21 protein-coding genes are annotated in these 21,347 nt (G+C 51.4%); 6 read left to right on the forward strand and 15 right to left on the reverse strand.

Annotated elements, in window-relative coordinates; all coding sequences use genetic code 11:
* Positions 1 to 24: 24 nt before the first annotated feature.
* Complete coding sequence (locus QZQ08_RS02725) at positions 25 to 1,632, forward strand: potassium/proton antiporter (protein ID WP_296327465.1); 1,608 nt, start codon at positions 25 to 27, stop codon at positions 1,630 to 1,632.
* Between the two features lie 49 nt (positions 1,633 to 1,681).
* Positions 1,682 to 2,167 carry a pyridoxamine 5'-phosphate oxidase family protein gene (locus QZQ08_RS02730; protein WP_296327469.1) on the forward strand — a complete coding sequence of 162 codons (486 nt, stop codon included), beginning with the start codon at positions 1,682 to 1,684 and terminating at the stop codon, positions 2,165 to 2,167.
* 1,159 nt (positions 2,168 to 3,326) lie between these two features.
* On the opposite strand, the gene QZQ08_RS02735 is transcribed toward QZQ08_RS02730, so the two are convergent.
* On the reverse strand, positions 3,327 to 4,193 hold the full coding sequence (locus tag QZQ08_RS02735) for a LysR family transcriptional regulator (RefSeq protein WP_296327471.1): 867 nt from the start codon (positions 4,191 to 4,193) through the stop codon (positions 3,327 to 3,329).
* 145 nt (positions 4,194 to 4,338) lie between these two features.
* Here QZQ08_RS02735 and QZQ08_RS02740 point away from each other — a divergent pair, with 145 nt between their 5' ends.
* On the forward strand, positions 4,339 to 5,361 hold the full coding sequence (locus QZQ08_RS02740; protein ID WP_296327474.1) for a YeiH family protein: 1,023 nt from the start codon (positions 4,339 to 4,341) through the stop codon (positions 5,359 to 5,361).
* A gap of 251 nt (positions 5,362 to 5,612) precedes the next feature.
* Positions 5,613 to 5,984 carry a transposase gene (locus QZQ08_RS02745; RefSeq protein ID WP_296327477.1) on the forward strand — a complete coding sequence of 124 codons (372 nt, stop codon included), beginning with the start codon at positions 5,613 to 5,615 and terminating at the stop codon, positions 5,982 to 5,984.
* An 804-nt stretch (positions 5,985 to 6,788) separates the two neighbouring features.
* Here QZQ08_RS02745 and QZQ08_RS02750 read toward each other — a convergent pair.
* Together QZQ08_RS02750 and QZQ08_RS02755 are read right to left on the reverse strand one after the other, a co-directional pair.
* Positions 6,789 to 7,496, reverse strand: coding sequence for an RraA family protein (locus QZQ08_RS02750; RefSeq protein WP_296327480.1), 708 nt, complete (start codon positions 7,494 to 7,496; stop codon positions 6,789 to 6,791).
* Positions 7,497 to 7,565: 69 nt separating this feature from the next.
* A complete protein-coding gene (locus tag QZQ08_RS02755) occupies positions 7,566 to 8,072 on the reverse strand; it encodes a transcription repressor NadR (protein WP_296327484.1) in 507 nt (168 codons plus the stop codon).
* A gap of 207 nt (positions 8,073 to 8,279) precedes the next feature.
* Between QZQ08_RS02755 and QZQ08_RS02760 the strand changes: the two genes are divergently transcribed.
* Both QZQ08_RS02760 and QZQ08_RS02765 read left to right on the forward strand, forming a co-directional pair.
* The gene (locus QZQ08_RS02760; RefSeq protein ID WP_296327487.1) at positions 8,280 to 9,350 is read left to right on the forward strand and encodes a hypothetical protein; all 1,071 of its coding nucleotides are present in this window, start codon (positions 8,280 to 8,282) and stop codon (positions 9,348 to 9,350) included.
* Between the two features lie 275 nt (positions 9,351 to 9,625).
* Entirely contained in the window at positions 9,626 to 9,766 is a 141-nt protein-coding gene (locus tag QZQ08_RS02765) for a hypothetical protein (protein ID WP_296327490.1), read from the forward strand.
* A gap of 208 nt (positions 9,767 to 9,974) precedes the next feature.
* Here QZQ08_RS02765 and QZQ08_RS02770 read toward each other — a convergent pair whose 3' ends face one another.
* From QZQ08_RS02770 to QZQ08_RS02825, 12 genes are all read right to left on the reverse strand, one after another.
* The gene (locus QZQ08_RS02770) at positions 9,975 to 10,814 is read right to left on the reverse strand and encodes a basic amino acid ABC transporter substrate-binding protein (RefSeq protein ID WP_296327492.1); all 840 of its coding nucleotides are present in this window, start codon (positions 10,812 to 10,814) and stop codon (positions 9,975 to 9,977) included.
* A gap of 394 nt (positions 10,815 to 11,208) precedes the next feature.
* Positions 11,209 to 12,036, reverse strand: coding sequence for a UDP-2,3-diacylglucosamine diphosphatase LpxI domain-containing protein (locus QZQ08_RS02775; RefSeq protein WP_366140872.1), 828 nt, complete (start codon positions 12,034 to 12,036; stop codon positions 11,209 to 11,211).
* 7 nt (positions 12,037 to 12,043) lie between these two features.
* Positions 12,044 to 12,853 carry an acyl-ACP--UDP-N-acetylglucosamine O-acyltransferase gene (lpxA, locus tag QZQ08_RS02780; RefSeq protein ID WP_009016380.1) on the reverse strand — a complete coding sequence of 270 codons (810 nt, stop codon included), beginning with the start codon at positions 12,851 to 12,853 and terminating at the stop codon, positions 12,044 to 12,046.
* A gap of 17 nt (positions 12,854 to 12,870) precedes the next feature.
* Positions 12,871 to 13,311, reverse strand: coding sequence for a 3-hydroxyacyl-ACP dehydratase FabZ (fabZ, locus tag QZQ08_RS02785; RefSeq protein WP_014128804.1), 441 nt, complete (start codon positions 13,309 to 13,311; stop codon positions 12,871 to 12,873).
* Positions 13,312 to 13,353: 42 nt separating this feature from the next.
* Positions 13,354 to 14,202: a UDP-3-O-acyl-N-acetylglucosamine deacetylase gene (gene lpxC / locus QZQ08_RS02790; protein ID WP_296327504.1), complete on the reverse strand. Its 849-nt coding sequence runs from the start codon at positions 14,200 to 14,202 to the stop codon at positions 13,354 to 13,356.
* Between the two features lie 14 nt (positions 14,203 to 14,216).
* On the reverse strand, positions 14,217 to 15,140 hold the full coding sequence (locus QZQ08_RS02795; protein ID WP_296327507.1) for a lysophospholipid acyltransferase family protein: 924 nt from the start codon (positions 15,138 to 15,140) through the stop codon (positions 14,217 to 14,219).
* A 143-nt stretch (positions 15,141 to 15,283) separates the two neighbouring features.
* Positions 15,284 to 15,892 carry a YjbH domain-containing protein gene (locus QZQ08_RS02800; protein WP_296327510.1) on the reverse strand — a complete coding sequence of 203 codons (609 nt, stop codon included), beginning with the start codon at positions 15,890 to 15,892 and terminating at the stop codon, positions 15,284 to 15,286.
* Positions 15,893 to 15,907: 15 nt separating this feature from the next.
* The gene (gene lpxD / locus QZQ08_RS02805; RefSeq protein WP_296327514.1) at positions 15,908 to 16,942 is read right to left on the reverse strand and encodes a UDP-3-O-(3-hydroxymyristoyl)glucosamine N-acyltransferase; all 1,035 of its coding nucleotides are present in this window, start codon (positions 16,940 to 16,942) and stop codon (positions 15,908 to 15,910) included.
* Positions 16,943 to 17,076: 134 nt separating this feature from the next.
* Positions 17,077 to 17,481, reverse strand: coding sequence for an OmpH family outer membrane protein (locus QZQ08_RS02810; protein ID WP_296327516.1), 405 nt, complete (start codon positions 17,479 to 17,481; stop codon positions 17,077 to 17,079).
* A gap of 14 nt (positions 17,482 to 17,495) precedes the next feature.
* Entirely contained in the window at positions 17,496 to 18,419 is a 924-nt protein-coding gene (locus tag QZQ08_RS02815; RefSeq protein WP_296327519.1) for an outer membrane chaperone Skp, read from the reverse strand.
* A 24-nt stretch (positions 18,420 to 18,443) separates the two neighbouring features.
* Complete coding sequence (locus tag QZQ08_RS02820) at positions 18,444 to 18,932, reverse strand: OmpH family outer membrane protein (protein ID WP_296327522.1); 489 nt, start codon at positions 18,930 to 18,932, stop codon at positions 18,444 to 18,446.
* Positions 18,933 to 18,959: 27 nt separating this feature from the next.
* Positions 18,960 to 21,158 (reverse strand): outer membrane protein assembly factor, encoded by a 2,199-nt coding sequence (locus QZQ08_RS02825; RefSeq protein ID WP_296327526.1) that lies wholly within the window; start codon positions 21,156 to 21,158, stop codon positions 18,960 to 18,962.
* Between the last annotated feature and the right edge of the window lie 189 nt (positions 21,159 to 21,347).

Consider the following 21,347-nt stretch of genomic DNA (forward strand, 5'->3'; position numbering starts at 1 on the left):
CATATCAAAGAAAGGACGGTTCCTATGACGCTCTCCCTGCTCCTTACAGGCTCGGTAATCCTCTTATCCCTTCTCATCAGCAAGGCCATGCGCCGCACACCGCTGCCTTCCCTGCTCCTATTCATTGCCTTGGGCATGCTTTTTGGTGAAAATGGGCTCTTTAGGATTCCCTTCGACGATTACCAGGCCGTCGACATCATCTGCAGCACAGCCCTTGTCATCATCATGTTCTACGGCGGCTTTGGGACAAGCCTCAAGGCGGCCCGTCCCGTGCTCAAGGCGTCAGTCCTTTTATCGACGGCCGGTGTGGCCCTTTCTGCCCTGGGCCTTGCCGCCCTCGCCCATTACATCCTGGATCTGGGGAAAGCGGAAAGTTTCCTTATTGGGGCCGTCATTTCCTCTACAGACGCGGCATCGGTTTTTTCCATCCTTCGCGGCAGCCGCCTTTCCCTTAAATACCATACGGACTCCCTTTTGGAAATTGAGTCGGGCTCTAACGACCCCATGGCCTTTATGCTGACAGCCGCCGCCATCGCCATGATGACGGGGTCGGATCTGTCCCTACCTTTTCTTATGGGAAGACAGATTGTCATCGGTACCGCCGTGGGCCTTTTCTTTGGCTTTGCAGCGGCCCGCCTGCTTTCCCGCAACGTGCCTAATGGCAGTGAAGCGCGAACCCTCTTTCTTTTTTCCGTCATGCTCCTATCCTATGCCGTTCCTGCCCTACTTGGCGGCAACGGCTATTTGGGAACCTATCTTTGCGGGATTTATCTAGGGAACGCGCCCATGCCGCAAAAGCGGAATCTGGTGCACTTTTTTGATGTCTTGACCCAAGTCGCCCAGGTCATGATTTTCTTTTTGCTGGGTCTTGTTGTGACGCCCGTGACGCTTCCCGGCGTCTTTGTGCCGGCTCTTGTGCTGACCGTATGCCTGACCTTTATCGTGCGGCCTGCCGTTGTGGCCCTTCTTCTGCGGCCTTTTGGAGCTCCCCTTTCCCAAGTGCTCCTGACAAGCTGGGCAGGCCTGCGCGGTGCCGCATCCATTGTATTTGCCATTTCGGCCATTTTATCCGGCGCAGAAACAACACTGAACCTCTTTAACCTCATTTTCTGCATGGTTCTCCTTTCCATCACCTTTCAAGGAACCCTTCTTCCCTGGGTCGCCAAGAAGCTGTCCATGATTGATCCTGCGTCGGACGTGGAAAAGACCTTTACCGATTATGAAGAAGATACGGATATCACCTTTGGTCACGTCCATGTCGACGAGCACAGCGGCTGGAATGGACATACCTTGGCAGAGCTCAGTGTCCCCAGCGACCTCATCGTCGCCATGATTGTCCGTGACGGAAAGGGCATCATACCCACGGGAGCCGTCAGACTGGCCGCCGGCGACACGCTGATTTTGGGGACCCATGGCTTTACAAGCCGTAAATGGGCCCTTGAAGAAGAACGGGTTCCCGCCGGTTCAACGCTCATTGGGCTGCCGCTGGAATCACTTCCCCTTTCAAGCCGTCAGCGCATCCTGCTGATCCGGAGAGGGCTCAAGACCCTCATCCCGACGGGGTCAAGTATCATCAAAGAAGGGGACAGTCTGGTTCACCTAAAAGACGCGGAATGCTTCAAAAAAGAATGAAAGAAGGGGAAGCGCCGTGGTATACTGGTAAAAAGTATCCAAAAAGGAGATGGTTCCCGTGATTCGCTCCATGCGCCGTTTCAAACAGGCTCTCCCCCTTGAAACCTGTAGAAAAGTCCTCGAAAAAGGAAGACGGGGCGTCCTTTCCGTCATTGGTGATGACGGCTATCCTTATGGCGTTCCCATCAACTACGTCTATGATGAAAAAGAAAATGCCCTCTATTTCCATGGGGCCAAAGAAGGTCATAAGATTGACGCCATAAAAAAGAGCGGCAAAGTGTGCTTTACTGTCTTTGGCGAAGAGTATAAACAGGACGGTGATTGGGCGTACTACGTCAAGAGCATCATCGTCTTTGGCCGCGCAAGGATTGTCGAGGATGAAAAAGAAACCCTGCGCATGACCCGCCTCATTGGCCTCAAGTACTACCCTACCGTGGAAGAAGTGGACGCCGTCTTGGACCGCACCCGCGGCCGCGTACAGGGTGTACGGATCGATATAGAAAAGATGACGGGAAAGCTGGTGCATGAGAAATAATTTTTAGTCATCGCAAAAATTGTGCTGCCTAAAAGAATTGAAGGGCTATCAAGCTGTCTATTGAAGGCAATGGCCCTAAAAGGCTGCCTCCCGCCTTCGATTCTTGCTGTCAAACGAGAAAGACGGAAAATGCTTTGATGCAGGGGTGCTAAAAAACCGTAAGGAAAAACAAGACGACCCCTTCTACATCGCCTCAGCACTCGACTCTACGAATCGAGTGCTGAGGCGAAATGACCTTACGGGAACGCATTCTGCTCACCACACTCTCTACTTCTAAAATTCATAAAGATAAGGCCCTCAGTTTATTGAACTAACCCAAAAAGCACTCCCTCGAACGCGTATCAATTGTTCGAGGGAGCGCTTTGTCTTTTTATTCTTTTTCTTTAGGTATGATGCATTCTGCATTGTACCATCCCCGCTACGTCTTTGCCTTAGGGCGGCAAAAGACTCTAAGGCAAAAAAAACGTGAGAAAATGACTAAGAGATAGCCATCTCAATAGCGCTCTGAATGGCCTGCCTTCGTCGGTTCCCTTAGAACTCGATGCATTGAATCGATCCGTCTCGGTAAAGCGGTAAGCGCATCGCCGATCGGTTCGCGAGCTTCCATGGGCCTTAGAAAAAGCAAAGCGAGAAATCGTGCAGGGCGGTTAAGTGAGTCGCCGAATTTTTCGTTTCCTCTTATGCTGAAAAATTCGTGCAGAAAGCTTACTCATAGGGCAGCGACGATAGGAGCAGTCGGAGTTTCCTCTGCCGGAAAAGCCGGTCTTATGATGTATAGCAGCAGAGAGCGCCCCCTTTTATCCCTTACAGCCGCATCAGAATAAAACCATTGCGGCAGCTGAGGTAAAGAAACCGTTTTCGTGTACGACGGGGCCGCTAATAAAATTTATGAGCACTCATGTTGTGGGGAAATTTCCATGAAACGCTATCACTAAAAATTCCCGGTTTGGGCGGTGGATGGGAAGCGTCAGTAACGTCTCTTTACGCGCGGCCAGCAAGGCATCTCCGGACTATTCGGCCCCGTTCCCCCGCAGGAGGCGGTTTAGGTCCGGCGTCCCGATCTTTATGCTGACCTTTTCACCGCCTCACTTCGGCCAATCTTTTTACTCCTAACTCACAGCCCTCGAATGAGGTCAGCCCTCAATTTGACTGACCTCATTCATTCCTCCATCATCTCCCTGCACCATTCCCGATACGTATCGTCAAAAAGACTTCCTTTTTCCCAAATGAAAGTGAAATCGTGGGTGACGGAAAAGTCCGCAAGGTCGATGCGCATGAGCCGTCCTTCACGAATAGGGCCTTCAGCGGCCGATTCGTACAAAAAGGACACGCCCATATCTTCTTCGAGAAGCTGCAAGATAGCATGCATGCCGCCGATTTCAATTCGCTGCGAAAAATCACTGATCTGCCGACCCATGAGGGCGAGCTGGTTTTCCAAAAGGCGTCTGGTCCCGCTTCCCGGTTCGCGGAGGATGAGGCACTCTGTAAAGAGGTCCTCGAGTTTTTTCGGCGTCTTTTGAAACTCATGCCGCGCGCTCGTCACCGGCACAAAGGCGACCGTATCGTAGCGCAGGGCTTCAAATTCCTCGGGATCAAAATAACCTTCCACAAGGGCAAACTGGATGTTCCCTTCTTCAAGGCCGCGGATAAGCTCTTCCGTATTGGCGATCTTCATGGTCAGGGCCGCGTCAGGATGGCGGCGGATGAAGCGAGAAAGGGGCGGCGCCACGACATATTCGCCGATGGTCTTTGTTACGCCAAAATGTATGGGCTGCGACGCCGCGCGGGCATGGTGCAGACGCTGTCGGAGTTCCCGGTCATCGTTGCGCATAGCAAGACCCGCCTTATATAAGAGGGCTCCCTCGGGCGTTAACATGAGCTTGCGTTCCTTATAATGGAAAAGAGGTACGTCATAGGCCCCTTCCAAATAGCGGATATGCTGCGACACAGCAGGCTGCGTAATATGAAGCTTTGCCGCAGCCTGGGTAAAGTTCATGGTCTCGCAGACCGTAAGAAAAGTTTCCATTCGGTGGTCTAACATGGATCCTCCATAAAATTATCTTATTGATTAATAACAAAAGATAATTTTATTTTATCATAAAATCTGTGTAAAATGGTACCGAATTTAATTGGAGCGGCCTATGGTGCCGCAATATGAGGAGGCAATCATCATGAATCCATCGAAACTCCCGGGCATCGCACTCTGCCTTGTCATTGCCCTGCCAGCCTGGTTTTTGGGAAAAGCCTTTCCTATCATTGGCGGGCCCATCATCTCCATTCTTCTCGGCATGGTCGCCGGCCAGTTCCTTAAGGACCGGACAAAGGTCAAAAGAGGGATTTCCTTTACGTCCAAGTACATCCTGCAGACGGCCGTAGTCTTTTTGGGCTTTGGCCTGAACCTTTCCGTCATCCTCGCAACAGGCTGGCAGAGCCTTCCCATCATCATCTGCACCATTGCAACGTCGCTTATCATCGCGTACGGACTGCAAAAGACCATGAACATTGATGTCAACAAGGCCACCCTTATCGGTGTTGGTTCGTCCATCTGCGGCGGGTCCGCCATTGCGGCGACGGCACCGGTCATCGAGGCAACGGATGATGAAGTGGCCCAAGCCATTTCGACGATTTTCTTCTTTAATGTCCTTGCCGCGATTTTGTTCCCCCTCCTTGGGACGGCGCTCCATATGGATACCCTGAGCGGCGAAGCTTTCGGCATCTTTGCCGGCACGGCGGTAAACGACACGTCGTCTGTAACGGCAACGGCCGCTACCTGGGACAGCATGTGGAACCTGGGAACCCAGACCCTTGATAAGGCCGTCACGGTCAAACTCACCCGGACCCTTGCCATCATCCCCATTACGCTCTTTTTGGCCTGGAACCGCTCCCGTCATCAAGCGGGCAAAGGCCGCGCAGTGAGCGCAAAAAATGTATTTCCTATGTTCATCCTTTACTTTGTCCTTGCTTCCGTCGTTACGACCGTAAGCATCCATATGGGCATTTCGGGAGCCGTCTTTGGACCAATGAAGACCCTCAGCAAGTTTCTCATTGTCCTTGCCATGGCCGCCATTGGGCTCAATACGAACCTTGTCGAACTGGTCAAAAAAGGCGGCAAGCCGATTTTCCTCGGTGCCTGCTGCTGGATAGGCATCACCCTCGTCAGTCTCCTGATGCAGCACGTCATGGGGCTCCTGTAAACTCGAAGATACCTGTTTAGTTCAAAATATGGAATGATTGAGGAAGGTTCCTTGCGGGAGCCGCTAGGACAATGACAAATCCCAGATAGTCCCGTCCCCTCATAAGGCATTCTATCCTGTTGGAGGTTCCTTCTTTACACGGATTTTCTTTCCATACGGCGAAAAGGACCTATCAAAAAAAGTACCTCACCGTTCAAGGGGCCGAGTGAAATGTACCCTTCCTACTGGACACCCAGTAAGGAGGGTACATTTTGCGTTATACGACTGAATTTAAGCTAATGTGTGTAGAACTTTATCGTCAGGGTAAGTGGGTAAAAACACCTAAAGGAATGAAACCAGCAAATTTCCGTAACAAGATTCCTACTTGGAATCGTATCGAACAGGCTGGCGGACCGGAAGCATTGTGTCACAAAGCACATTACAAAGCATGGTCTCCAGAGGAGGAACTTGAATTGGTTTCGCAAGTCAATGCCGAACAGTCAATGATGGCTGTCGCTTGTCAATATGGTATAAGCTGTGGTCTTTTATACCAATGGGTTCGTAAATACAGAGAAGAGGGGTATAATGGGCTCGTAAGTAAAAAGAAGTTTGAAACACAAAAGATTGAAGGACAAAAAACGTAAGAAAAGCCCAAAGCCGAACGTAGACATAGGTTCGGTTTTGGGTTCTTATCTTATATTCGGTTTTTGTAAGAAGCTGGTCTTTTTCAAACGTAGAAAGCACAATGGCGCTTGGAATAATCCGCGTCCAGTCTTTTCCCCCAGAACTTGATGCAGCGCATCGATCCGCCTTCGCCAAAGCGGTAAGCGCATCGCCGATTGGTTTACGAGCTTTCACGTGCCTTAGAAAAAGCGAAGTGAGAGATCATGCAGGGCGGTTAAGTGAGTCGCCGAATTTTTTGTTACCCCTTATGCTGAAAAATTCATGCGGAAAGCTTACTCATAGGGCAGCGACAATAGGAGCCGTCGGAGTATCCCCTGCCGGAAAAGCCGGTCTTATGATGTGTAGCAGCAGAGAGCGCCCCTTTTATTCCTTACCTCCGCACCCGTATCAATCCATTGCGGCTGCGGAGGTAAAGGAAAGGTTTTCGTGTACGACGGGGCCGCTAACAAAATGTATGAGCACTCATGTTGTGGGGAATTTTCCATGAAACGCTATCACTAAAAATTCCCGGTTTGGGCGGTGGATGAGAAACGTCAGTGACGTCTTATTCCGAGCGGCTGGCAAGGCATATCCGCCCAGGGTTCTAAGGCTATTTTAGAGCGCAGCAAAAAGCTGAGGAACATATTGGAGGGCGGATTTAATCTGGTCCCCAGTCCCGCAGGGACACGGCAGCCGCAGGACAGCCATTTTCTCCATCGGCCGCATGGATAGCTTGACAGCCGTTTTTTCTTCATCAAATCAGCCTGCGCTTTGGGCTGCCCCTCTTACTTTTCCGTATGATTGGCCATATCAACAAACTCACAATTCAAGGCCTTTAATTTTTCATAGACCCAATCCTGGTTGCAGGAGCCCGTTTCTTCGAGCTGGCGCAGGTTGGCCTGATCCCGGGCGGTAATCTTCTTGGACTGTTCCAAGACCTGTTCGGCCTGGTCCGGACGAATAAAGACAATCCCGTCCGAATCGGCAACAACGATATCACCGGGATACACGATTTGTCCCCCGACGACAATCGGCACATTGACTTCTCCCGGCCCGTTAAAGAACGGTCCATTCGGGCTGACGCCTTTAGTAAAGACGAGAAAATCGTCCATTTCAGCAAGGGCCGCCGAGTCACGGGTGGCCCCGTCGATGATAAGGCCCTTGACGCCGCGGGCTTTGCAGTATTTAGCCGTCACTTCGCCTGCCACGGCGCGGTCAGCAAACCCGCCGGCATCGATGACAACAACGTCGCCCCGTTTCGTATACTGGATTGCGGCGCGGAAGAGCAGGTTGTCCCCATGGGGCAGACGGATGGTAAAGGCCGTTCCCACAACGGAACGGGTATATTTCTTAAGAGGCGTAATGCTGTGGTCAACGGCCCCAAAACGGCTCATCGTATCGTCCAAATCAGACGTAGCAAGGTCATAGAATTGGCGGACAAGTTCCTTTGGAGGACGCGTAAAGTCCTTGATGATGCGGCAACCAATATTCATACGATTATCTCCTTTTTTCTTTAAGTACCAAAAAGCCATTATAGACGTTTTATAAAATTTTGCAAGCCTCTACTTAACTAAAAAACCTGCCGTCTCAAGAGCCTCTTTGATCTCAGTGAGGGCTTCCCTGCTGGGGGCTTCCACTGTATGGTAATGGACACCGCCGGCGATGTTGGACAAAGGCGCTTCCGGATGGTTCCGGATGGCTTTCATGAAACGCTGCACATCCCGGCGGCTTGAAAGGTTCAGCTTTCCTTCCAGCGTCCCATAGACAGGATGATCGATGGTCACGTTGCGGACCGTAGCCCCTGCATCAACAAAAATATTGAGTTCCTCTTCCATCCGTGACAGGTCGTGACGGACCTTGAAGCGATGCACGCGGCATGCCTCCCCCAAAATAAGATATCCCCGATTCGTCGATATGACCGGCACGTCCTGGGCGCGAAGGAGCGCGATATCCTGCACAATGACCTGACGGCTCACTTGAAACGCAGCGGCAAGGGACGCCCCTGAAATCGGCGTCTTTGCCCCTTGCAGCCGCTGCCTGAGATTTTCACGGCGTGTATGTCCATCCATCTAAATTGCCACCCTTCCTCTGATTGGCGTTTGACCGACCTTATTAGGGCCATTTTTTCACAAATCACCTCTCCTGTCAATCTTCCCGCCGTCTTAGCATAAAGACTGACAAAATTTTACAAAAAAAACTAGATTTTTACGGTTTCTTTGGCGGAAACCTGATATAATGGGGAACGTGATTTTAATATAGGAAAGTGAGTGAACACGATGGCGAACATGAATGACCGCTATATGGAAGAATATGAAGCGGCCCGCAGCGGCAAACCCAGCATCCAGGAAACGCTGACCAAGGCGCAGAAACAGGAACAAAAGAAAAAACGGCACCGCTATGAAAAAATAGGCGCCGCCCTCCTCGTCCTGATCGGTGCCGCAAGTTGGTACTTCTTCTACTATACCCAGACGCCGCAGTACACAATCAAAGAAATCCAAAAAGCAGTCCAGCAGCATGACGCCGTAACGGTCCACCAAAAAGTTGACATGGACGGCCTGCTTTCCAAAAGTACCGACGCCGTACGCGATGCCGAGTGGGAGCTCAATCCAGACAGCGAGTTCACGGAAGAAGACAAACCCGAATTCATCAAGCACATGAAAGAAGTCATCGATAACGGCATCCTGACCGGTGACTGGACCGACTCCTACCAAAAGACCCATCCCGAGCGGGCCCTCAAGGTCAACCTGGGAGACCTTTCCCTGACCGAGATCAAGGACGTGAAGACGCAAAAAGACGAAGCCCTGGTCAACATCAAGATGAAAAACGATGCCAATAAGAGCGATGATATCCTCGTCCTGCGCCTGCGCAAAGACAAAAAAGGCTGGAAGCTCGAAGAGATCATGAACCTCAAATGGTACTATACCAAGATCCTCAAAAAAGAAGGCGTGACGAAAAAAGAAAGCACCCCCACCCCGGGAACGGACGCCGCCCTCTATGAGGCCGTCAAAAACAAGATTGCCGAAGAAGTCCCAGAAGCCAAAGTCATCTTGAACCAACTGCCACAGGCATCGGGCACGAACGGAGCCAAGGAAATCACGCCGGAAGACGCCAAAAAAGTCGAGGACGCCGCCCAAAAAGTTCAGGTCATCCTGGAAAAACCGGTTGCCGGCAAAGTCCTCCGCTCCCTGCTGGAACATCAGGATGAACTGCAGGCAAAGACCCAGCAGCTCCTCGAAAAAGTCCAGAACGGGAACAACACCAAGGAAATCGTGGACCAGCTGAAACAGAACGAGACCCTCCTGGAATGGGGAAACAAGATCCTTACCTGGGTCATCAATAACTTATAACCATAAGGACGTAAGCACTTGCCGCTTGCGTCCTTTTTTGCTGTTTCTTATAGCGGAAAACCGCATGCTGGGTTGTTGATCATTCCACTTGAACTGAAATTAGCGATTTCAGTTGGCCTCTGCCATAGCGCCTTGCCTGCCCAAAAGGACGGACATAGAAAACTCTTCCTTTTCTACTAAAACTAGTAGGAACAGGAGGATTGCTGTCATCTAAAGAATTCATTCTATCCAAAGAATTCTCTCCTTCGTTATAAAAGTCTTCCCTCACGTACATCGTGACAGGCTGGGGAGAGGATCTTGATGGATTCTTCCACGACGCGGCAGACGGACCTTGCCGCCAGCTTGACCGCACGGAACTCAAGGCAGCCGTGTACCTGCAGCAGCGCTCAAACCCCAGCTGCCGATCAAGGAGATAGAAGGAAACCTGCCGTCTGGAGCTTCAGAAGAGCCACGAAAGCACCCGCATCTTATCCCTCCTGTTTTGTAGATGAACAGTCCTTATCCGAGAAGCATCACCAGCTTTCCAGTGTCCCTCCTCTGCTTCATGGCCGCCCTTCACAAAAAAAGACCGAACACAGTTTCCTGCATTCGGTCAGGTTGGCCTATGATGGCTGTTTTGTTTTTTTACAGCCCCAGGGCTTTTTCTGCGCTTTCCGGCAGTTCCGGCGCTTCCTGGTTGAACCATTTCTTATAGAGTTTGGCATACGTGCCATCTTTTTTCATGTCCGCAATGGCTTTATTGATGGCATCCTTGAGTTCTTTATCGTCTTTGTTCAGGACAAAGCCCAAGAGTTCCGATTTGGAGTCAGGGATAGGGATGACACGGACTTTTCCTTTGCCTTTACCTTCAAGGGTGGAAAAATATTCACCGACCGGTTTATCGACAATGGCAGCGGGTGCATTGCCAACCTGGACTTCGAGAAGGGCATTGGCACTGGAGTCGAACTGTTTAGCCTCCATGCCGTGGCTTTCGGCGTATTTGGCGCCTGTTGTGCCAACCATAACGGCGACGTTCTTGCCCTTAAGGTCAAGAGCCGACTGGACAGGACTATCCGTGGGAACAACAATGGCCAGTTTCGATTCGTAAAAAGGCGCCGCAAAGGCAACTTTCTTGGCCCGCTCTTTTGTCATGGTCATACCTGTAGCGGCAACATCGACTTGTTTTGATTGGATGGCTGGAATGATGCCGTTAAAAGGAATATTTTCCATCTGCGGATTGCGGCCAAGGCGCTTTGCCACTTCCCGGATCATATCGATTTCCATGCCTTTGTAATCACTTTCGTCGCCACTGGTGCCTTTATCTTTAAATTCAAAAGGTACATAGGTCGCGTTCGTCGCAATCCTGAGGACTTTTTGATTGTCCCCGTTTTTTGCCGTCTCTTTATTGGTACTGCAGGCTGCGATTGATAGGGCAAGCACCGTACCCAGTCCGGCGGCAAGAAGTTTTTTATAGATTCTTTTCATGATATTACCTCCCCATAATCATGGCATTATTATACAACTAAGCGAATTTTTATGCAATAATAATCAGTCGCATGACTTTGCTGTGATCACATCGGGAAAAGGACCTTTCCCTCATACGCAGGAGGCGAAGCTGCCTCAGCCTCCCTTCTTGCGGCTCTCATTTCTTGTGTTCAATGAAGTCAACGCCCTTTCGGCATCACTTACATCAAAGCAGCCCCATTCGCTGGTCCACCTTAAGAAGACGCATGGCGGCCGATTTCAGTCTTATTCGGATGGACCGGCAACGCATTTCTTCTTATCATGAAACATGCCCCATCGCTTTCAAACAGCTTATTGAGGCGATGGGGGCACGCAGGACCACGGCAGCCCGGCGCAATCACAGGCCGAGTGTCTTTTATCTTCCAGCGGTTTCCTCACTCATGGAAACGACAACGAGGTTATGCTCATTGGCAAGGGCAAGGGCCTGTTCTCTTTCCACAAAAAGAGTACGGCCGGTTTCCATGACGATGCCGGCACAGCCTGATTCAATCATGGATTCCATGGTCTTTACACCTACACCGGGCACATCAAAGCGATGATCCTGAGCCGGTTTGGCCGTCTTTGCGACAATGGCCCCCCTGCCCAGGCTGCCGCCGCGCTTGATGCAGGCATCGGTACCTTCGATGGCTTCCACGGCCATAATGGCCATGTCTTTGACGACGACCGTTTGACCAATATCAAGACCGCCAATCTTTTTAGCCATCCTGAAACCATATTTCATGTCTTCCCATTCCTTATCCGTTGGTTTACGGCGGCTAAGAACACCTTCTTCCGGCATGATGTGCTTGAGGAAGAGGGTCTGGTCCATGACATGGATTCCCGTCTCTTCCAGTTTTGCCACAAGGGCATTCATGATGGTGTCGTCATGACGATCCGGCAGGGACATAAGGAGCTTTACAGCCTGCCAGTCCGGAATGAGGATGCCTCCTTTGTAGAGGATTTCTTTTGTCACCTTGCCAATCATGGTGACTTCGCTGACCCCTTCATTTTTGAGGGTGCTGAAGATTTTCCCAACTTTGCCGATATTGATTGCATAAAAGACGTCGGCTTCCTTGGGGAGGTCTTCATGGGTTTCGGGCACAAGGGCGATAGCGACGGTGCGGTAACCAGCCTGTTTGGCACCGCGTACGACGTCAACAGGCAAGTGTCCTACGCCAGCAAGGACGCCTAAGGTCTTTTCCATCATGGAATCACTCCCTCCCGTGGGAGACGGACGAACGGCAAATACCCCGTTCTACGCTGCGTAAAAAGCGCATAAAATGCTCAACTTCTTCGTAGCTGTCAAGTTCCTGTTCCATAGTGGCAATAGCATCGGGCAGGGAAAGGCCACGTTTATAAAGGATCTTATAAGCCTTTTTCAGCTCCCGGCGAACAGGCATGGCAATTCCTGCACGGGAAATGCCCACGCTGTTAAGGCCTGCCACGACGGGCGGGTTGCCAGCAACGATGACAAAGGGCGGTACATCCTGGTTGATTCGGCTCATGCCGCCGCACATGCAGTTGCGGCCAATCTTGGTGAACTGGTGCACAGCCGTGAGACCGCCAATGACGGCGCGGTCTTCGACAATGACGTGACCGGCCAGGGTCGCCACGTTGCTCATGATGACGTTGTTGCCGACAATGCAGTTATGGGCAACATGGGTATAGGCCATCATCAGGACATTGTTGCCGATGCGCGTTTCATTGCCCTCCCCAACAGCGCGATGGACAGAAGCACATTCGCGGATGGTGACATGGTCACCAATGATGGTCGCCGTATCTTCCCCTTTATATTTAAGGTCCTGGGGCACTTCCCCAATGCTGGCCCCCTGGAAGAATTCACAGCCTTTTCCGATGGTCGTACGCCCCGTAATGACAACATGCGGATGAATGATGGTCCCTTCCCCAATCTTGACATCCGGTCCAATGACTGAATAAGGACCAATCTTTACGTTTGGGCCAATCTGTGCATGCGGGTCGATGATTGCTGTTTCATGAATTAAACTGGAATCTGCACTCATACTGATTCACCCCTTGTTTATTGCTTGTTCTCGGCCAGAGCAAAGAAAAAGTCCCCTTCGCAGGCCGGTTCCCCATCGACGGTGCCTTCGCAGTGGGCAACGCCCATGTTGCCTTTGATTTTCGTAATGACTGCCGTCGTAACGAGCTGATCACCCGGTTTGATTGGACGGCGGAAACGCACCTTGTCAATCTTGCCAAAGACAGCAATCTTGCCGCGGTTTTCTTCCGGATAAAGCAGCGTCACGCCCCCAACCTGTGCCATGGCTTCAATGAGCAGGACACCCGGCATGATGGGATTACCCGGGAAGTGGCCCATGAACTGCGGTTCGTTGAAGGTGATATTCTTGATACCCACAGCCCGTTTCATCGGTTCCAGTTCGACCACACGGTCAACGAGGAGCATGGGATACCGATGGGGAAGGATTTTTTGGATTTCCTGAATGTCTAACGTAATCATTTTCTTGACTCCTTACTTTCAAAATCTAAGGCGCTGCGGCGATTACTGGGCCGGATTCGCCTTGCGGTAGGCATCGATTTGGCGGGAAACGCTGTCGTTGAAGGCGTGCCCCGATTTCATACAGATAACATGGGCCGATATGGGTCCTAACAGATACAAGTCACCAATGACATCAAGGATCTTATGACGGATAAGCTCGTCAGGGAAGCGGACCTTGGACAGGGTTCCCCCATCCTTAGTAAAGACAACGACATTCTCGACGGTGCCGCCAAGACCAAGGCCCATCTTGCGCAGTTGGGCAATTTCCTCTTCAAAGGCCACGGTTCTTGCCGGAGCAATTTCCTGGGAGAGCGTATCCCCCGCATCCGTAACATCAAGGACCTGGGTCCCAAGCAGCGGATGGGGATTGATGGAGGTAAAGGTCACGCGAAAGCCGTCATAAGGCAGGACCACAAGATAGCGGTCGCCGTCATAACAGCTGAAGGCGTGATCAATGGCGTAGACGTGACGCGGTGCGTCCTGTTCAAGAAGGCCTATCCTTAAGATAGGATCCATGAAGCCTTTGGCTGAACCATCACCAACAGGCGGTTCGGCGCTGTTCATTTCGATATAGCAGTTATCAATGGCAAGGATGGCAAGGGCGGCCATGACGTGTTCGATGGTCGTGACGCTGGCTCCGTTTTCAGTCAGCGTCGTGGCTCGTGTCGTTGCCGAAATATTTGAAGCAATGGCCCGCACACTGGGCCGGCCCTCAAGATCCGTACGGATAAAGACAATCCCTGTGTCCGCAGGAGCCGGCTTCAGCGTCATCGCAACTGGGTTGCCGGAGTGGAGCCCAATCCCGTCACAGCAGACATCTGCTTTGAGGGTGTGCTGTTTATTGTTGTCCATATTGAATCACCTTTCTATGTTCGATTGCCCGTCATGGGCGTGCTGAAATGCTTGCGGTCACGGTAACGTTTCTTTCCATCCTTCCAGCGGTCATGGACCCAGAACCACATAGCCGGGTCGCGGCGGATTTCCTCTTCGGCAATCCGGATGAGCTTTTCCATGATAACGTGGCTGTTTTCTTCTCGGCTCAGTTGGGGATCTGCGTGGAAACAGGGATGAATCACGGCCGTAAGCGTCCCATCAGGCTGATTATGCATGAAAAGCGGGACAATGGGAGCTTTGAAGACCCGTGCCAGCTGGGCTGCCCCATCAGGGACGCGGGCCGGTTTCCCAAACAGTTCAAGGTGCTCCCCCGTATGGGCAGAATCTTGATCGTAGAGAATTCCTACAAGATGTTTGTCTTTTAGATAACGTCCGATGGAAAGCATACTGCTCTTTCCATGGTTGTAGGTGACATGCTGGCCGACCATCTGCCGGTATTCGTTGATGAAGCGGTCCGCGTCACCATCGTTTTGTTTGCGGGTGATAGAAAGGATGGGATAGCCCAGAAGGGCCATACTGGCCCCCAGCATTTCCCAATTTCCGTAATGGGCCGTACACATGATGACGCCGCGGCCTTCGGCATAAGCCTCTTCGAGGTGTTCCAGGCCTTCGAAGTGGACAAGATTCCTAAAATTGGATTGATTGATGAGGGGATAGCGCAGGACTTCGATGAGCATGCGCCCGAAACGGGTAACGCTCTCCTTGGCGATGCGTTCTGCTTCAGTCTCAGACACGCCAAGACATTCCTTGACGTTTTCCTTGGCCATATAGCGCCGCCATTTGGGTGTAGCCAACCAGCCAATTTGGCCCAAGGCATAGGCCAGGGCATCATTGAAGCAGGTTGGCTGCACGCAGGCAATCCGGCTCATCAGTTTCATGAGGGAATACGCAAGCATTGCAGCAGTGCCTCCTTAAGGCAGGGTCTCCTTCTTTGGCACCCCTTCCCGCGGGAATGAGCTGCCCAAAGGGCCCTTGAAAGGATGCGGCGCTGCCTTGGGACAAATCAGCCCGAAAGGCGGCCGCGGACCTTTCTCATGAGTTAGAAAGTAAAGTTGACACTCCCATAAAGATGATGGGTCCGATAGCCAACTTCAGCTGTCGTAAATTTAGCAAGGGGAATGGAAGCGCCATAGTTGAAATGGCTGCCGTCATATTCCCCCATAAGGGTCAGGGACTGGCTTCCGATCTTGATGTCCTTTTCAATGGCACCAAATCCCTTTTTGTATTGGTCCGTACCAATCCCGCCATGGATCTTAAACCCAAAGGGCAGGGCCTTACTGACGACAACATAACCGCGACGGTCCTTTTCATCCCCCAAGTCGTCGCCGCCAATGGCAATGGCCGGAGTTACAGGGGTTTCGCGCAGAAGCTCCCATTTCGCACTTACTGTGCTGTAGATATCGCTGTCTTTCGGGTCAAAGCGGGCGCCGGCCACTTCAAGGCCCAGGGGCAAGGCCACATTGCCATGAAGGATCTGTCCATCCTTTGTCATGTCGTAACCAACGGAAACATGGCCCGGTAAACGGACAAAGGCGCTCGGGGTATTAATGATGCCGCTCGTTCCGTTTGGCGTAATCTTGGCTTCTGCCGCTAGCGGCATGGCAGAAGCCAGCGTCAGGATGGCAAGGGTCGCAACAGTCTTTTTCATGAAACCAAAACTCCTTTATTTATCTTCTTTTTTCTCGAGGGTTTCCACGAGTTTTTCCAGTTTGCGGACTTTTTTCACAAGATCACCGAGCTTACGCTGACTGGCCATCATGCGCAGCCAGTCTACATGGCTCTGCGCCGGGAAGCCAGCCCAGACGACATTGTCCGGGACGTCACTGATGATGCCGGTCCGCCCGGCAAAGGTGCAGTTGCTGCCAATCTTGAGGTGGCCTGCGGTAGCAGCCTGACCGCCAAAAGTCGTATTGTGGCCTACCGTAACAGATCCTGAAATGCCGACGTGAGCCACAAGGATACAGTTTTCGCCGATGATATCGTTATGGCCAACATGGACAAGGTTATCGATTTTGGTCCCCTTGCCGATGACCGTACTGTCAACGGTAGCACGGTCAATACAACTATTGCAGCCGATTTCGACATCATCACCAACGATGACGTTCCCCGTCTGAAGGACCTTGGTATGTTTTCCTTCGCTCGTGATATAGCCAAAGCCATCACCGCCGATGACACAGCCAGCCTGGAGGATGACCCGGTCACCGATGATACAGTTTTCACGAACCGTGACATTCGAATAAAAAGTACAGTCACTGCCCACTTTTGCATGGCGGCCAATATAAACGTGCGGGTAGATGACGGCATTATCACCAATCTCGACATCTTGTGCAATATAGGCAAAAGGCAGGATGGCGGCATTTTTTCCAATACGGGCCGTCGGATGGACGAAAGCATACTGGCTGATACCTGATTCGATGCTTTCAGGCGGACGGAAGAGCATCAGCAATTTGGCAAAGGCCGCCCGCGGGTTCTTCACGCGAATCAGGGCTTGAGGTCCTTTGAGTTCTCCTTCTTCAGGAATCATGATGGCGCCGGCCCTGCTCTTACCGGCCAGTTCCAAATAAGGCGGTACGGCAAAGGAAATGTCCGTAGGGCCTGCTTCTTCAAGGCCGTTCACGCCTGTAAGCTTCAGGGAAGGATCCCCTTGGATAAGGCTACCCTGTAAGAGATCTGCCAATTCCTGCAGCGTTTTTTCCATAGCTAACATCCTTTCTTGTGGTTCGTTCAGTCTGGACAGGGCGCTCCCCTGCGTGCCTGTCTATCCCAGAGTGACAAAAATGGACCGTTGGAATACGGGAAAAAGGCGAACACACGGTTCGCCCTTTTTGTCCATTATTTCATGGCTTTGATGATGTCTTCCGTGACGTCGACGCCGCCTTGCGGGACAGCTTCCTTCACGAGAATGGCACCGAGATTCTTTTCCTTGGCAACTTGAGCCGCGGCAGCTTCAAAACTGCTCTTTACTTTATTTTGCTGCTCAGCTTGGAAAGTACGGATTTTGGCACTTTTTTCCGTATAGATTTTTTTGGCTTCTTCGTCGCTCTTGCCCTCTGTTTCCTTGGCAAGCTCGTCTTCCATGGCCTTGCCTTTTTCCTGAAGCTCCTTGGTGGCGTTCTTGAAGACTTCACTGTCCGTCTGGACCTTCTGCATATCTACAACGCCAAACTGCTGGTTGCGGCCACAGCCGAAAGCAAAGATGGCCATAACGATCATACCGATTGCCAAAATTTTTTTCATGTTCCTGATCCCTCTTACTCAACTATTTTTTGTACTTCTTTTTCCACGTCGTCCGTGATGTCATCGGCCGCTATGTTGGCCCGCGGATTTCGAAAAACCAGGGTGTACTTCCTGGTAAGATTGATTTTCTTGATGGCGCTGAGGATATCGCTGTCGATTTCCTCGCGCAGTTTCTGCGTCTCAACGTCCTGACGCTGGATTTGGGTATCCATGGACGCAATGAGCGCATCAAGCTCTTTTTGCCCAGGCTGCTGCTCTTTTTTCGTCAGATCAAGGCCCGTTTCTTCTTTTACAAGATCCACCGTAAGTGATTTTTGAAAGGCATCCATGCGGGCGTGGCTTTCGCCGATGTCAGAAGCCATCTGCTCCTTGATCCAGGCCGCTTTCTTTTCCTCTATGGCCTCAATGGCCTCGCGGCGTTTATCCAAAAGCTCCTGTTCTTCTTGGAGCAAGGCATTCTGGGAGGCTTCACTCATCTTGATGCTGCCAAGCTTTAAGCGCACATTAAAGAGTGGGATACGGAAGCGGGTTTCCACATCTTCCCGATCCTTTTGGACATAGGCTTCAGCCGCTGCATCAAGGCTTTCCGCTTTTTTCTGGAGAAGGTCCTGTTCCTGGGCCTCTTTTTCCGCAATCTTTGCTGCCAGCTGGGCGGAACGGAAGCGGTCTCGGCCTTTTCCTGTAAGGGAGCGCATCTTACCCAAAATGGCAAGCTGCTGATGACCGTCCTTGAGCTGCCGCTCCCGGAGATCCTTTGCCGTTTCAAGGTCCTTTTTTTGTTTTTGCCACACCTTGTACTTGGGATGCTGTTTAACGAGCCGGTCCCAGTCCACGACGGCAAACCGCGGTGTTTCCCTAGAAAGGAGACCGTTTTTCAGGGACGCACAGCCCGCTGTCACCATAAGGCATGCCACTAGGAGGCAGATCAGCTTCCTCATAGGTCCCTCCTCCTTCATGAGCCCTTAGTTTTTCTTGGCTTGTTTCTGGAGTTCTGCCTGGACATCAGCCGTCACATCAACACCGCCATAAACAACAGCGCCTTCATTGACGATGACCGTAAGCCCCTTGGTCTTGCCGACGGCGACAATAGCGTCATCGACTTTTTTCTTCAACGGTTCGACAAGCTCTTTCTGCTTATCTTCGAGGCCTTTTTGCAGCTCTTCGTGGAGCTTTTGCTTATCGGCATCGCTCATGTCCTTGCTTTTTTCTTTATACTGGCTTTCAGCGTCCTGGGCGGCTTTCTGCATTTCCACCTGGGCATCCTGGATGCCCGGGACGGCCTGGACCAGTTGGTTGTAGTTTACTTTGCCAATGGCAGAATCAGTTGTTCCGCCGGAACCACCCGTGAGACCGGCACCCCGCACAGCAATGGCGAAAGCGCCAATGACGAAGATGGCGGCAATCGCAAGGGACACCACTTTCACGTTTTTCTTATTGGCAAATTCAATCATTTCTATCCCTCGTTCCTCGTTTATCTCTTAGAATTGTCCACCGAAGCTGAAGTGGAAGCGGCCGCCCCGGTCAGAACTATCAAGGCGATAGCCATAGTCCAGACGGATTGGGCCGAGCGGAGAGTTGATGCGCAGCCCCAAACCCACTGTATACTTCAGGTCGGACAGGTCAAAGTCTGTTTCATCATAATCCTTGCTCCAAGCATAACCAGCATCCGTAAAGGTGACACCCTGAACCTGCTTGATGATTGGATAACGGAATTCCAAGGAGCCCTTCAGCATGCTGTTGCCCTTGAACTGGTCATCGCGGTAGCCGCGCAGGAATTCACTGCCGCCGACGGCAAAGCGCTGGCTGAGCGGCATGTCACCATTGGCATAGCCGGCACCGAGATTGAGGGCCCAGACATTGTCCTTACCCATGCGGTAGTAGTAGCGATAATCGGCTTGATATTTTTCGAATCGGAAGTCACCGCCGAAGTTGGCCCATTCAAAGGAATACATGGTACGCTTGCCTTCGCGGGGATCATAGATGTTATCACGCGTATCAAGGATACGGGCAAAGGTGATGCTGCGGGTCGTACCAAAGTTCTTCTTACGGCGTTCCGCGGCAACGTCTTCACCAAGATACCTGCCTTCATCGACGCCTTCAAAGTACTGGTTCGAATCGTAGCCATCGACCTTGCCTTTGTACTTGTCGTCGCGGTTTTTCAAGGTAATCTGGTTGGTGATGAATTCGTTGTCGGTGACGCGGCTGAAGAAGATTTCTTCGCCGATGCGCTTTTTGTAGTAACGGGCAATTTCATCGCCGTCACGGTCGTAATCGGCATATTCGTTCGTCATATTATAGAACGTAAAGCCCGCCGTGGTTTCTTTGTCGTCAATCCACGGTTTGATGTAGGAGACTTCAAAGTTGGTATTAGTTTCGTCATCGCCGCCAAATTCCCAACGGACATTGACGCTGTCACCCGTTCCGCGGAAGTTCTTATCGCCGACGCTGACCATGCCCAAGAAGCCATCCGCGTCGGAATAACCTGCCCCAATGCCGAAGGTTCCCGTGCTCTGCTCAACGACCGTGATTTCAACGGATACGGTGTTGGGCATCTGGCCTGGGTTCAGGCGAATATTGACATCTTCAAAGAAGCCGAGGTTGTAGATTTTCTGCATGGAACGGCGCGCCAACTTGGCGTTGAAGGGATCACCCTTTTTCATGCGCATTTCACGGATGATGACGTAATCCTTCGTCTTCGTGTTGCCTTTGACGCGATAATCTTCAATGACGCCTTCAGCAACCTGCAGGATAAGATGACCATCAGGGAGCATGCGGATATCGCTGACCTTAGCCAAGATATAGCCTTGTTCAGCATAGAGGCTTTCTACCTTGCGGGCCCCGACATTGACGTCGCGGGAATTCACCACTTCGCCTTCCTTAAGCCCCATGGCACGGATGATGTCATGGCTCGAAATCTTTGTGTTGCCTTCCACCTCCAGTTCCGTAAGAATGGGGTTTTCAGCGACATGATAGACTATCTGGACGCCTTCGGGAACGCGGGTAAAGGTCGGAACGATATCATAGAACCAGCCAGTTTCATAAAGGGAACGGATATCGTCCTGCATTTGGACCGTGGTAAACTTCGTACCTGCGCTCATCTTGAGGCTGTCTTGAAGGACTTCCGCTTTTTCATGCTGATTGCCCTCAAAGGTTACCTTCGTCACCGTCAGGTTCTCATATCCCTTAACCGATTTGGCAAGCTTATCGTATTCGTCGACAATGCCTTCCCCATTATCAGGCGTAAGAAAACTGCGGCCAGGCGCCTTGCGGTTTTGGGCTTCGGCGATTTCCCTCTGCTGCTGCATACGGGCTGCCAGCTGCTCATCCTGGACTTCCTGCTCCTTGCTTTCTTTTTGGAGGGTTTCCTTCCCCACCTTTTCGATATAGGTGATGCCATTGCGGCGCACTTCACGATAGATGGGCTTATCAGGCAGGGCTTCTTCTGTCTTGGTGCTCTCTTTTTGAGAGGCATCCGTTGTTCCGTTCCCGGTGCCAATTCCTTCTTTTGCTTCTTGCGTTACCTCAATAGTTCCAACTTCCCCTGATTGGGTCTGGATCCCATTTTTGGTCAGCGTCACTTCCTGGCTGTGGGAAACCTCTGCATAGGCAGGCGAACTCAGCAGTAAAGATGCAAAAACGGCTGCCGACAGCTGTTGCCAATGTAATTTGCTATTCATACATAACCCCCTACAAGTTTCGGTTAGAATCCTTCTAGCTGGTTGGATTCAATAAACACACGCTACAATTATACCCTTTAGAAAGAAAAATTACTAGTCAAAGGCCGGCTTCGAGAAAAAAGTTCACAAAAAAAGGTTCTTTGTCAAATGTTGGGGTGCCCCACAACTAAATCGCCTTTTAGGAACTCG

The sequence above is a fragment of the uncultured Acidaminococcus sp. genome (assembly GCA_900538365.1).
GTDB lineage: Bacteria > Bacillota > Negativicutes > Acidaminococcales > Acidaminococcaceae > Acidaminococcus.